Annotated in this window: 8 protein-coding genes; 5 read left to right on the top strand and 3 right to left on the bottom strand. The window is 66.7% G+C overall.

From position 1 onward, the window contains the following. Window positions 1–21: 21 nt before the first annotated feature. Window positions 22–552, top strand: coding sequence for a DUF6036 family nucleotidyltransferase (locus tag AC3ITN_RS17820; protein ID WP_489391378.1), 531 nt, complete (start codon window positions 22–24; stop codon window positions 550–552). A 238-nt stretch (window positions 553–790) separates the two neighbouring features. On the opposite strand, the gene AC3ITN_RS17825 is transcribed toward AC3ITN_RS17820, so the two are convergent. Further along, on the bottom strand, window positions 791–3,322 hold the full coding sequence (locus AC3ITN_RS17825; protein WP_489391379.1) for a glycoside hydrolase family 3 protein: 2,532 nt from the start codon (window positions 3,320–3,322) through the stop codon (window positions 791–793). 327 nt (window positions 3,323–3,649) lie between these two features. On the opposite strand from AC3ITN_RS17825, the gene AC3ITN_RS17830 reads away from it, so the two are divergent. From AC3ITN_RS17830 to AC3ITN_RS17845, 4 genes are all read left to right on the top strand, one after another. Then, window positions 3,650–4,657, top strand: a complete 1,008-nt coding sequence (locus AC3ITN_RS17830) for a LacI family DNA-binding transcriptional regulator (RefSeq protein WP_489391380.1) — start codon at window positions 3,650–3,652, stop codon at window positions 4,655–4,657. A 506-nt stretch (window positions 4,658–5,163) separates the two neighbouring features. After that, window positions 5,164–8,175, top strand: a complete 3,012-nt coding sequence (locus tag AC3ITN_RS17835) for a TonB-dependent receptor (protein WP_489391381.1) — start codon at window positions 5,164–5,166, stop codon at window positions 8,173–8,175. Window positions 8,176–8,236: 61 nt separating this feature from the next. After that, entirely contained in the window at window positions 8,237–9,253 is a 1,017-nt protein-coding gene (locus AC3ITN_RS17840) for a cupin-like domain-containing protein (protein WP_313344209.1), read from the top strand. 98 nt (window positions 9,254–9,351) lie between these two features. After that, on the top strand, window positions 9,352–10,938 hold the full coding sequence (locus AC3ITN_RS17845) for a GGDEF domain-containing protein (RefSeq protein ID WP_489391382.1): 1,587 nt from the start codon (window positions 9,352–9,354) through the stop codon (window positions 10,936–10,938). Window positions 10,939–10,947: 9 nt separating this feature from the next. Here the strand turns inward: AC3ITN_RS17845 and aceK are convergent, their stop codons facing one another. Both aceK and AC3ITN_RS17855 read right to left on the bottom strand, forming a co-directional pair. After that, the gene (aceK, locus tag AC3ITN_RS17850) at window positions 10,948–12,684 is read right to left on the bottom strand and encodes a bifunctional isocitrate dehydrogenase kinase/phosphatase (RefSeq protein ID WP_489391383.1); all 1,737 of its coding nucleotides are present in this window, start codon (window positions 12,682–12,684) and stop codon (window positions 10,948–10,950) included. 113 nt (window positions 12,685–12,797) lie between these two features. Further along, window positions 12,798–13,157 (bottom strand): hypothetical protein, encoded by a 360-nt coding sequence (locus AC3ITN_RS17855; protein WP_313344200.1) that lies wholly within the window; start codon window positions 13,155–13,157, stop codon window positions 12,798–12,800. Window positions 13,158–13,183: the final 26 nt, after the last annotated feature.

A 13,183-nucleotide genomic window follows, 5' to 3' on the forward strand; every position in this document is an offset into this window, starting at 1 on the left:
CTCGCGCGTGTCGGCGAATTGTTGGTCGAGGCCAGCAAGCTGAGCAACCACAAAGAATTCGTGATCATCGGCAGCCTGTCAGTACTGGCATCGTCGATTCCGGCGCCGGATGCCATGCTGATGTCGGTGGACGTGGACTTCTATCCACGACTGGACCCTGGCCGCGCCAGTGAGATCGCTCGCGAGCTAGGCCCCCATTCAAGGTTTGCCGAGAAGATGGGGCTTTACGCAGATGCCGTAAGCCCGCACCTGGCGGCCCTCCCTGATGGGTGGGAGGATCGCCTAAGGCGCGTAGAGCACCCACACGGCGTTGTTGGCCTCTACCTCGACCCAAATGATTGCGCGATTGCAAAGCTTGCACGCAATGAGCACCGCGACCAGCAATGGGTTCGCCAGGGAATCCGCGCAGGAATCGTCGATCCAGCAATCGTTGAACAGCGAATGGGCACGGCGCCGTTTCTTGACATGAAGGAACGCGAAAAAGCACACAAGAGTCTGAAACAGCAGAGTGCCTTGGCAGGCTCCGTCAATCGCGGGACCAGTCGCAGCTGATCCGCGAGCAACGAGGCCGCCGAACTGGCCATTTCATCCACGCTCCGGACTCTGGCGATGCGTCAGGAACTTCAGCTGACCAGAGCGCATCGCATCCCGCGAAGCCCTGAGAGGCCAGCTGATTCCCCTGACTGTCATCCTTCTGGGACATCGCTATCGGGGCCAGTGCACCCATTGCTGCGAAGCAAAGTGTTCTGCAGACGCACTCCGGTAGCGCCGGCCGTTGGCCGGCCTCATGTCACCTGCAGTCCACCACGCCCTCCGCCTTGTCCGCCTTCGCCGCGATCCGCACTTGGGTGAACGCCGCCGCGAACGGCGTGTCGGCGCTGACCACGAACGGGGCTTCCACCGCGCCCAGGTCGACGCCCTTGCTGGCGAAGCAGGCCAGCGGAATGGTCACGGTGCGCTTCTGCCCCGGTGACAACGACGACAACGCCGACGCGATGTCCACGCCGCCCTCGCAACCGGTGCCGCACTGCATGGTCACCTTGACCGGCGAGGCGGGCGGGTGCTGCACCATCACGTCGAACTGCAGCGCGCCATGGCTTCTGGCCAGTGCGCCGAGGTTGCGCCGCGAGCTGCTGCGCGCGATGAGCTGCGCCGGGGCCAGCCAGGTCACCTCACGGGCATCCTGCTGGGTGTTGATCTGCACCGTGCGCACGTCGGCAACCGGCGCCTCCTTCGGCCAACGCAGGGTTGCGTTGAGGTCGCTGCCCAGCGGCTGGGTAGCGCCGTTGGCGGCGATGTGCAACGCGAACGGTGCGCTGTCGATGCGGTTGAAGATCGGCAGCGTGGTTACCTCGCCGCAATGATCCGGGTTGGCTTCCGGTAGACGCGCGACCTGCGTGGCCTTGGCATAGCTCAGGCCGTACCCGAACGCGAACAGCGGCGGCCGCCTCGGGTCCGGGCGGTCGATCGGTGCCGGACACGGTACGCCCGGCCACGGGAAGCTCAACCGGCCGCGGAAGTCATGCGCAGGCGCGCCGTCCTTGCCGGCCAGCAGCACATCGGTGATGCCCTTGCCCTCGGTGCCCGGCAGCCACGCAGCAACGAAGCCCTGGGACAGGTTGAGCAGGTCGTTGGTGTACATCGGGCGGCCGGAGAAGTACACCGTGACCAGCGGCTTGCCGGTGGCGGCAGCCGCCTTGAGCACCGCCAGGTCCTGCGGCTGCGCGCGGCTGTGGCTCATGGTGTCCGAGGCCAGGATGTCACCGTTGGTCTCGGCATACGGCGTTTCGCCGATCACAGCCACCACCACGTCGAAGGTCGCCGCATCCACGCCCGTTGCATCGGCGCTGAAGGTGACCTGCTGCGTGCCCAGCTCGGCGCGCAGTGCCCCCAGCACGGAGTCTGCATTCGGGAAGTCGGCATTGCGGTTTTCGGTGCCCTGCCAGGTCAGCGACCAGCCGCCGGCCTGGTCGGACAGGCTGTCGGCACTCTTGCCCACCACCAGCACGCGCGCATCGCGCTTGAGCGGCAGCACGCTGTTCTGGTTCTTCAGCAGCACCAGCGATTCCCGTACCGCCTCGCGCGCCAGCTCGCGGTGCTGCACCGCGCTGTTGTCCCCCGCGAAACGGCTGTCGGAGGGCCTGTGATCGAACAGGCCGGCGCGCAGCTTGACCCGCAGGATGCGGGTCACCGCGTCGTCGATGCGGGCCATCGGAATCTCGCCGCTCTCGACCTGGGCCATGGTGTTGGCGATGAACGCCTTCCAGTCGTCAGGCACCATTACCATGTCGATGCCCGCATTGATGGCCTGCGCGCAGCTGTCGTTGCGGCAGCCGGGCACCTGCGCGATACCGTTCCAGTCGGAGACGACGAAGCCGTCGAAGCCCATCTTCTCCTTCAGCGCCCCGGTCAGCAGCGGCTGGCTGCCGTGCATCTTGCCGTAGTCCACGCCACCGGCGCGGTCGTTCCAGCTGTTGAACGAGGCCATCACGGTCTGCACGCCTTCACCCAGCGCGCCGTAGTAGCCCTGGCCGTGCACGTTCACCATGGTGGCCTTGTCGACCAGCGCCTCGCCCTGGTCGCGCCCGTTGTCGGTGGCACCGTCGCCGATGTAGTGCTTGGCGGTGGCGACCACGTTGCCATCGGTGCTGAAGCGACCCTGCGCACCCTTGATGTAGGCGCGCGCGTAATCGTGCACCACCGATGGGTCGGACGAGAAGCTCTCGTAGGTGCGACCCCAGCGCGGGTCGTGCGCGACCGCGAGCGTGGGCGCGAATACCCAGCCGATGCCGGTGGCGCGGGTGGCGCGGGCGGTGGCCGCGCCGATGCGCTCTATCAGCGCCGGATCGCGTGCGGCACCCAGCCCGATGTTGTGCGGGAACAGCGTGGCGCCGTACACGTTGCTGTGGCCGTGCACCGCATCGGTGCCCCAGATCACCGGCACCGGAGTGCGCGCATCCGTGGCGAGCGAGGCCGCGTGATAGGCGTCGGCCAGCGTGACCCAGTCCGCCACGCTGGCGTGCTTGTCCATGCCGGGCCAGGAGCCGCCGCCGTTGAGTACCGAACCGATGTAGTAGGTGCGCACCTGCTCCGGCGTGATCTGCTTGATCTCGGCCTGGGTCATCTGCCCCACTTTCTGCGCCAGGGTCATCTGCGCGAGGATGCTGCGCACCCGGGCTTCAATGGCCGGATCGGTGCCGATGGCGCTGGTGATCCGCGGCCAGTCCTGCAGGCGCTCGCCGGGTGCAGGCGCGGCATGGGCGTGCGCGGTCAGTGCGCTCAGGACACAGACGGCAAGTAGAGTCTTTCGGGCGCTGCTCACGGACATCTATCTCCAATCGAACACACGGATGGGGAACCGGACGCAGCGCGTGCCGCCGCGATCTTGACAGCGCTGTCATATAAGTCACCTCCCGTGATGTCAACCGTTACGTCGCTCCCTCTCACCCTGCTCCCGTGCTTGCTGGGCTGACAGCGCAACCGGCAGCACCGCGAAGTCAATTGCTGCTGCAGCGCCGCATGGAATGCACGCCCCTGCACGCACGCGCCACGCCGTGGCACCATCGCCCTGCATCGGCAACCCCGACGCGACGCTGGCGCATTACCATCGGCAGCGGCCGACCTGCCCTCCAGAAGGATCCATCGCCCCATGCGTAGTCGTATCGAGGATGTCGCCGCGGTGGCGGGGGTTTCGATCAAGACCGTGTCCCGTGTGCTCAACCATGAGCCCAACGTGCGCGTGGAAACCCGCGACCGCGTCATGGCGGCGGTGACCCGGCTCGGCTACAAACCGAACCTGTCCGCACGCAGCCTGGCCGGGCAACGTTCGTATGCGCTGGCACTGGTCTACAACAATCCGTCGCGCAACTACCTGATGGAAATCCAGAACGGCATGCTGGAGGCCTGCCACGCCCACCACTACAACCTGACCTTGGGTCCGGTGGGGATTGGCCGGCGCACCCTGCCCGACCTGGCGGCGCTGTTCGAGAACTCACGCCCGGACGGCGTGGTGCTCATTCCGCCGCTGACCGACGATGAGGTGGTGCTGGCCTATCTGGATGAACACGAGATTCCGTTTGCCAGCATCGCCCCGCGGCATCCGGAGGGTCGCATCGGCGTCCGCATGGATGAAACCACCGCGGTGGTGGAACTGATTGGCCACCTGGTCGCGCAGGGGCATCGCCGCATTGCCCATATCAAGGGACCGCGCACGCACGGCGCGTGCCAGTGGCGCCTGGCCGGCTATCGCCAGGCGCTGCGCGAGGCGGGCATCGACTTCGATCCGGCGCTGGTGGTCAGCGGCCAGTTCTCGTTCGAGTCGGGCATTGACGCGGCCAACGCGCTGCTGGATCTGCCCGAACCCCCGACGGCGATCTTCGCCGCCAACGACGATATGGCCGCTGCGGTCTTCCGCGTTGCGGGCCAGCGCGGGCTGCGCGTGCCGCGCGACCTGTCGGTGTGCGGGTTCGATGACACCCCCATTGCCGGGCACATCTACCCGGCGCTGACCACCGTGCGCCAGCCGACGTCGACCATGGGCACGCTGGCCACCGAACAGCTGCTTGAACGCATCCGCACGCCTGGCGCCGGCCGCATGGTGACCGTGGATCACGCCTTGCTGGTACGCGAGTCGACCCAGGCCCCGCGACGGCGCTGAGGCGCACACGCGTCTTTGCGCCCGCCTGCTCCGGTCGGCGCCGGGTGCCGCCGGGTGCCGCCAGCGCGCCCCTACGGCGCTGTCCCACTGCTGTCCGCCCAACGCCGTGTGCAGACATCGCGCGCGCACTGCAGCGATGCGCATGACCCATTCTGTCCAGCGCTGTCAGACAACCGGTCAGCGCGCGCGACATCCTGATTGCGTGACGGAAAATGCGTTCTGCGCAGTTTCGTTCTGCACTGCACAACGCTCCACCCGTTTTGAATCGGGCGCTTCACGTGCCCTCAAAAATGCCCTGAAAGGCCCACACTGCTGGGTTTGATGCGCATACGTCACGTCCGTTTCGGCATACCTCGGCACGCGCGTGCCTCGCAGTGTTACCGCTACCAAGGATCGGTTTGTTGACAACGCTGTCAACCGCACGCTCAATCCGCCCACATTCGCTGTTGCATCGTGCCAGACGCCGTAGGACTGCCATTTTCGAATTCCCTGGGGAGGGAGCTTCCATGAAGACGTACAAGGCCGTACCCCGCAAGGCAATGCTCACGTCCGCGCTGCTCGCCGTATTGGCAGGCCCGGCATGGGCCCAGGACCAGACCCGTGACGGTGCCGCATCGTCGGTGGAAGGACTGGACCCGACCACGCTTGATGCGGTGCAGGTCACCGGTATCCGCGGCAGCCTCACCTCGTCGATGAACCTCAAGCGCGACAGCCAGGGCGTGGTGGATGGCATCGTGGCCGAGGACATCGGCAAGTTCCCCGATACCAACCTCGCCGAGTCGCTGCAGCGCATCAGCGGCGTGTCGATCGACCGCACCTCCAGCGGCGAAGGCTCCAAGGTGACCGTGCGCGGCATCGGCCCGGACTTCAACCTGGTGCTGCTCAATGGCCGCCAGATGCCCGCCTCCAACCTGGGCAACGGCGGCGCCGGCCTGTCGAGCTCACGCTCGTTCGACTTCGCCAACATCGCCTCCGAATCGATCTCGGCGGTGGAAGTCTTCAAGACCACGCGCGCCGACAACCCGACCGGGGGCATCGGCGCCACCATCAACGTCAAGACCCTGCGCCCGCTGGAATCGGCGCCGGTGGTCAGCGTTGGCCTCAAGGCGGTCAACGACACCTCCAACGACAACCTGCCGCGTACGCTCAAGGGCTCGGACTTCACTGGCGAGCTGTCGGGCATCTTCAGCGATACCTACGCAGACGGACGTGTTGGCGTGATGCTCAGCGGCAGCTATCAGGAGCGCGATTCCGGCTTCAACCAGGCCACGGTGGCCGAGGGCTGGGCCACGTTCGAGGGCGACAACACCACCGATTGGCGCGTGCTGCCGCAGCCTGGCCAGGGCTATGCGGACCGCATCCAGAACCGTCCCGGTCCCAACGACGTGTACGGCCGCCCGCAGAACACCGCCTACAACGTCAACGGCGTGCAGCGCCAGCGCACCAACGGCCAGGCCACCCTGCAGTGGAAGCCGGTCGATAATGTGACCACCACGCTGGACTACACCTATGTCGAGAACAAGGTGCAGCAGCAGCGCAGCGAATTGTCGGTGTGGTTCAACTATGGCCCTGGCGACAGCATCTGGACCAATGGCCCGGTCGCCGCACCGATCATCTACAGCGAGGACATGACCAACTCGGACGTGTCGATGGGCGGCGCACAGCTGGCGACCAAGAACGAGATGGATTCGCTGGGCTTCAACGTGGAATGGGAGGTCAACGACGCGCTGACCCTGTCCTTCGACGCACATAACTCCAGCGCCGAATCCAAGCCGGACAGCAAGTACGGTTCCGCCGGCGTGCTGGGCGTGGCCGCCTTCGTGCGCGGAAAGACCACCGTGGACTACAGCGGCGACCTGCCGATCATCAACATCGCGCTGCCGCCGAGTGGCGTGCAGGCGGCCGATGCGCTGGTCACCGGGTCGGTGTTCCAGAACAGCTACAACAAGTCGGACGTGGATCAGTACCAGGGGCGCGGTACGTTCACCTTCGCCGACTATTCCGCGCTGGACTTCGGCGTGGGCTATACCGATGTGAAGAACCGCTCGGCCTCGGCGATCATGCAGCGCGACAGCTGGGGCGGCGTGGGCACGCCTGCCGATTACGATGACAGCATCTGGTACGCCGATGACATGGCCAGGTACTTCGATGCGTTCTCCGGACACAACGATCCGCGCCTGACCGGTCAGTTCCTGGTGTTCGACTTCGACCGCCTGATCGAACGCGCCGCCCAGGTCGGCAGCGCCGGCAGCCCGGCCTGCCCGACCTGCTATTACGCGCCCACCGAGTACTCCGAAGACATCCGCACCAACGAAACATCCAAAAGCGCCTTCCTGCAGTACCGCACCACCTTCGACTGGTCGATGCCGCTGAACGTGGCGGTGGGCGTGCGCTACGAGCAGACCGAGGTGGATTCCACCGCGATGGTGCGCGTGCCCAGCGGCATCAGCTGGAGCTCGGCCAACGAGCTCAACATCGATTACGCCAGCGAGCGGGGCTACATCAGCGACAGCGGCAAGTACGACTATGTGCTGCCCAACCTGGACCTGAAGCTGGACATCAGCGACACCCTCGCCCTGCGCGGCAGTTACAGCCGCAGCCTTGGCCGCCCCGGCTGGACCCAGATCCAGAGCGGGCAGAGCCTTGCCGGCATCGTGCGTACGCAGGGGGGTACAGGGTCGCGCGGCAATCCGTCGCTGGAACCGCTGCTGTCGGACAACTTCGACCTGTCGCTGGAGTGGTACTACGGCGAATCCAGCTATGCCTCGGTCGGCTTCTTCCGCAAGAACATCAAGAACTTCATCAGCGACACCATCGTGCGCGAGAACACCGGCAACCTGCACACCCCGGTGGGCGGTGCGTACTGGAACGCGGCGCTGTCGGCCGGCGCGTGCGGGGTCACCGACATGCCCTGCATCCGCGACTACATCTTCACCAACTTCAACGGCCAGCCCGGCGTGACCGCCACCGGCACCAACTCGGCCGGCCAGCTCACCGGCACCATCGTCGGCCAGCCCGGCGACCCGGTGGCCGGGTTCGACATCACCCTGCCGGCCAACCAGCGTTCGGATCATCTCGATGGCTGGGAAGTCGCCGTGCAGCACCTGTTCGGCCAATCGGGCTTCGGCGTGGCGGCCAACTACACCAAGGTCAAGTCGGGGCTGACCTTCGATGACCTGAGCCTGGGCGACCAGTACCCGATGGTAGGCCTGAGCGATTCGGCCAACCTGGTGGTGTTCTATGACAAGAACAGCTGGCAGATCCGCGCGGCCTACAACTGGCGCGAGAAGTTCCTCAACGGCATCGGCGGCCAGGGCCCCAACCCGAACTACACCGATGATTACGGCCAGCTCGACCTCAACATCAGCTATGCGGTCAGCGACCAGCTGTCGTTGAGCCTGGAGGCGATCAACCTTACCGACGAGACCATGCGCACCTACGCGCGCCATACCAACATGCTGCGCTATGCCACGCAGACCGGCCCGCGCTACATGTTCGGCGTCCGCTACAAGTTCTGAGTCACGGCGGTCTGGCGGGTCTACACTCGCCAGACCGCCATCGCCCTGCGTGCGCCCCCTCATGCCTGCCACTCCCGGCCCGATCGACGAAGTCCGCGACCTCGACCGCAGCCGGCTGCCCGAGCTGCTGCCCACCTGGACGACGCCGAAGGTGCTGCGCGGGCTGGTGGCGGACTGGCCGATGGTCATCGCCGCGCGCGATTCGGCCGACGCCGCTGTCGCCCATCTCAAACAGTACGATCACGGCACCCTGCCCGTGACCGCCACCACCGCGCCGCCCGAGGCACAGGGGCGGATCTTCTACAACGCGGACATGAGCGGCTTCAACTTCCGCCGTGAGCAGATTCCACTCAAAGTGGTGCTCGACACCCTGCTCAAGTACCGCGTCACTGCCGCCCCGCCCACCATCTACGTTGCGTCCACCACGCTGGACAGCTTCCTGCCCGGTTTCCGCCAGGACAACCCGCTGGCGCTGGGCGTGGACGCGCCGCTGGCCAGCATCTGGATCGGCAACCGGTCGCGGATCGCCGCCCACCACGACGTGCCGGACAACCTGGCCTGCGTGGCGGCCGGGCGCCGTCGGGTCACCCTGTTTCCGCCGGACCAGATCGGCAACCTGTACGTCGGGCCATTGGACTTCACCCCGGCGGGTCAGGCCGTGAGCCTGGTCGACTTCGCCGCGCCCGACCTGGAGCGCTTTCCGCGTTTCTCCCGGGCGATGGCCAGTGCCCAGGTGGCCGAGCTGGGCCCAGGCGACGCGGTGTTCATCCCTTCCTTGTGGTGGCACCACATGGAGGGGCTCGACGACTTCAACGTGCTGGTGAACTACTGGTGGCGGCCGGTGCCGGCGTGGACGGACGCGCCGATGAACGCATTGATGCTGTCGCTGCTCGCGCTGCGCGGCCTGCCACCGGCACAGCGCAGGCATTGGCAGGCGCTGTTCGACCACTACGTCTTCACCGCCGGCGCCGAGTCCAACGCGCATATCCCCGATGCCGCACGCGGGGTGCTCGGGCCACTGGATGAGGCCATGGCGGGCAACGTGCGCAGCGTGCTGCGCAAGCGGCTGGAACGCTAGGTCCTGCCCAGGCCGTACTGCGGCCTGCGCCGGTTTCCCCACATCGCTCGGGAATCCGTGATAATCCGCGCCGTGATCCGCCGCCGGCCCCCCCTTTCATGCCCCTGCTGTCCTCCCGCCTGAACCTGGGCAAGCTGATCCTGGCCCTGGCCCTGCTCAGTGCCGTTGTTGCCCTGGCCAACACCCTGCACGCCAGCTACCGGGTGCAGCGCGAACAACTGATCGGCAACACGCTGGAGGCCAACCGGGTGTACGCCAGCAAGCTGGCCGAGACCACCCAGAACTTCGTCCTGTCCGCGCAGCAGCAGCTGGCCTACGCCGCCACCGGGCTGGGGCAGCGCGCGCACGACCGCAGCCAGCTGGAAGCCGAGGCGGCGCGCCTGCAGCTGCAGACCAACAGCTTCAACTCGGTGCTGATCGTGGACCCGGCCGGCACCGTGCTGGCGACCTCGCCGCAGAGCCTTGCCCTGCAGGGCGTGGTGCTCAAGAGCCAGGGCAATGCCGAAGCCCTGCAGCGGCGCGAGCCCTACATCAGCGACCCGTACCAGTCGGCCACAGGGCGGCTGCTGGTGGCGATCTCGCACCCCATCTTCAATGCGCAGGGCCAGTACCAGGGCTACGTCAGCGGCACCATCTACCTGCGCGAGCGCAGCATCCTGCAGACCCTGCTGGGCAAGCACTACTACCGCGACGGTTCGTACCTGTACGTCGTCGATCGCAACGGGCGCATCCTCTATCACGTCGAACCGGGCCGGGTGGGCCAGTTCGCCCTGGAGAATCCCGCAGTGAAGGCCGTCAGCCAGGGACATTCGGGCGCGCAGCAGGTCCGCAACAGCCACGGCGTGCTGATGCTGGCCGGCTACGCGCCGGTGCCCAGCATCGGCTGGGGGGTGGTCGCGCAGCGCCCCACCGAGGCCACGCTGGCGCCGCTGTCGCGGTTGATGTCGGCGGTGATCTGGAATGCGATCCCGCTGGGCGTGCTGTCGCTGCTGGTGACATGGTGGTGCGCACGGCGCATCTCGCTGCCGCTGTGGCAGTTGGCGCGCAACGTGCAGAACCGTGACACCGGCATCGCCATCCGCCATGTCACCGGCATCCGCGCCTGGTACTACGAAGCCGCGCACCTGAAGCAGGCGCTGCTGTACAGCTTCAACCTGCTGCAGGACCGCATCGGCAAGCTCAACCGCGCCACCATGACCGACCCGCTGACCGGCCTGCAGAACCGGCGTGGCCTGCAGGAAGGGCTGGAAGACTGGCAGGCGCGCGGCCAGCCGTTCGGGATCATCGCGATGGACATCGACCGCTTCAAGACCATCAACGACCGCTTCGGCCACGCGGTGGGCGATGCGGTCATCCTGCGCATCGCCCAGCTGATGCGCGACGACTCGCGTGACACCGACCTGCTGTGCCGCAATGGCGGCGAAGAGTTCCTGATCCTGCTGCCGGGTATCGACGCCACCGCCACCGCCGGCATCGCCGAGCGCCTGCGGCTGCAGGTGGAAGCGGAAGTATTCGAACAGGTGGGCACGGTAACGGTGTCGCTGGGCGTGGCCCACTACCCGTCCTACCACGAAGACCCGCAGCAGGCACTGCGGCTGGCCGACAAGGCGCTGTACATGGCCAAGGAACAGGGCCGCAACCGCACGGTGATGTACCCGGCGCCGGAGGGTACCGGCGCGCCGTAGAGACCGCAGTCAAGCCAATCTATGGCTTCCCGCATAAGGCGGCGTATCCGGATAGTCGCCTGCCGCGAAGCGGGCCTGCAGGCCCTGCCACCACGCCGGGTCGAACAGGTGGGCATGATGCTCGCGCACGGCAACCAGTTCCGCCGCCGGCAACCCCATGAACGGCGCGAAGCGTTCCGGGAACACGTCGCGCGGGCCGACATGGAACCACGGCTCGTCGGCCATCGCTTCTTCTGCATTGCGCGGCTGCGGCCATGTGCGGAACACGCAGTCGCTGACCAGGCAGAGTTCGTCGTAGTCGTAGAAGACGGCACGGCCATGGCGTGAGACACCGAAGTTCTTCGGCAGCATGTCGCCGGGGAAGATGTTGTTGCGGGCCATGTCGGTGATCGCCTGTGCGTAGTCCAGCGCGGCGGCGCGGCGCGCCTCCGCCGTCTGCTCGCGCAGGTACAGGTTGAGCGGACGGAACCGACGCTGCACGTAGCACAGCGCGATCACCAGCGCATCGCCGTCCACCCGCACGCTGCCGGCGCACTGGCCCAGCAGCTCGTCCAGCAGCGCCGGTGCGAAGCGCGCCAGCGGGAAGCGCAGGTGGCGGTAAGGCTGCGCATCGAGCAGGCGGCCGACGCGGTCAAGGTTGAACACCAGTGCGTACTTCTCCTCGACCTGGTGGCGGGTCATCGTCTTGGGCCAGGCGAAGCGGTCGCGGATCAACTTGAACACCAGCGGATAGCTGGGCAGGGTGAACACCGCCATGACCATGCCGGGGGTGCCGTCGGCGTGTACCAGCAGCTCGTCCGGATGGGCCTGGAAATGCCGGAAGAAGGTGCGGTAGCGCTCGGTCTTGCCCTGCTTGGCGCGCCCCAGCACGGTGTAGATCTCATCGATCGGCTTGGCCGGCAGCAGACTGCGCAGGAACACCACCGCGTCGCCGACCGTCGCCAGGTCGGCCTGGAAGTAGCTGCGCGAAACACCGAACAGGTGCGCCACATCGCGGCGCCGCGTCAGCACGGCTTCCGCGCGCAGGCCCTTGTCGTCGTTCACCAGCGCGATGATGCAGGGCGAGAAGCGATGCTCGCCGAACACACGTCCGACCAGGTAGGCGCGGCGCTCGCGGTAGAACACGGTGTCCAGCAGTTCGATGCTGCGCACCGGCGCGTCGCCCCAGTGCTGCAGGTCGTCCTGCAGGCGCACGGCGATGGCGGCCGCGCAGCGCAGCTGATGTGCATAGGGAATATCGAAGCGGAAATCACCCAGCACCCGCATGAAGGCTTCGGCCGGCCGCGTGGCCGACAGTGCGTAGGCATGCCGCGCCACCGGGTGGGTGATGGCATCGGACGGCTCCATGTCCAGCGCCATGAATTCCACGGCCGCATCCACGCCTTCGATCCCGAACAGGCGGCGTGCCAGCGTGTTGTAGAAGGTCTTGTAGAGTTCGGCGTCGATCAGGCCCTCGACCAGCCCGGCAAAGGCACTACGCACCTGCAGCCAGACCGCACGCTGCCCGATCGCGTCGCCAGCGGCACGGCGCAGCGCGTCGACCCTCTCGCCGATGCAGCGGTCGTACAGCGCGATGCGCTCCACCGCATCCTGGCGTGCCCCAGCCCAGTCACGGCCCTCGAAACGGACGCGCGCGCGCCGGGTGATCACGGCAAAGCGCGCGTGGTAGTCCTCGAAGCCATCGTGGATGCACGCGGCCAGGCGGGAGGCAAGCGCGTGAGCGTCAGTAGAATCGACAACGGGCATGCGGCGCTACCAGGAAGACCCACCGCCACCATAGTAGTGCCGGCCCATGTCCGGCAACCCCGGATGAAAAAAGCCGCCAGCCACCCCGCAGGGCAGCCGGCGGCGGAGGGAAACTACAGCTTCAGGTTGGCTTCCACGTCCTGCACCTTGCGCCGGGCGAGCGCCAGGTTGGCCTTGTTGCGGTCCAGCACCAGGTACAGGAACAGGCCCTGCTGCTTCGCGACCGGGCGCATGATGTGGTACGCCTTGCCCAGCGAGATCAGGATGTCCTCGATGGTGTCGTTGAGGTTCAGCGATGCGGCCGTCTTCATCTTGGCGCGGATCACCTCGGTATTCCCTGCGGCGGCCACTTCCATGTCCATGCCCGAGCCGGCTTCGCCTAGCAGCATGCCGCTTTCGTAGTCCACCAGCGCCACTGCCTGCGCGCCGTCGATGGACATCAGCGCGTTCAAAGTATCGTCGAGTCCTGCCATGTTGCTCCCCGTTGGTTGTCGAGCCC

This window comes from Stenotrophomonas sp. KH_036_B, assembly GCF_057839485.1.

Excerpts from the sequence above, each read along its gene's own strand:
- AC3ITN_RS17830 (WP_489391380.1), top strand. The coding sequence starts at position 3,650 with ATGCGTAGTCGTATCGAGGATGTCGCCGCGGTGGCGGGGGTTTCGATC.
- AC3ITN_RS17835 (WP_489391381.1), top strand. The coding sequence starts at position 5,164 with ATGAAGACGTACAAGGCCGTACCCCGCAAGGCAATGCTCACGTCCGCG.
- AC3ITN_RS17840 (WP_313344209.1), top strand. The coding sequence starts at position 8,237 with ATGCCTGCCACTCCCGGCCCGATCGACGAAGTCCGCGACCTCGACCGC.
- AC3ITN_RS17845 (WP_489391382.1), top strand. The coding sequence starts at position 9,352 with ATGCCCCTGCTGTCCTCCCGCCTGAACCTGGGCAAGCTGATCCTGGCC.
- aceK (WP_489391383.1), bottom strand. The coding sequence starts at position 12,684 with ATGCCCGTTGTCGATTCTACTGACGCTCACGCGCTTGCCTCCCGCCTG.
- AC3ITN_RS17855 (WP_313344200.1), bottom strand. The coding sequence starts at position 13,157 with ATGGCAGGACTCGACGATACTTTGAACGCGCTGATGTCCATCGACGGC.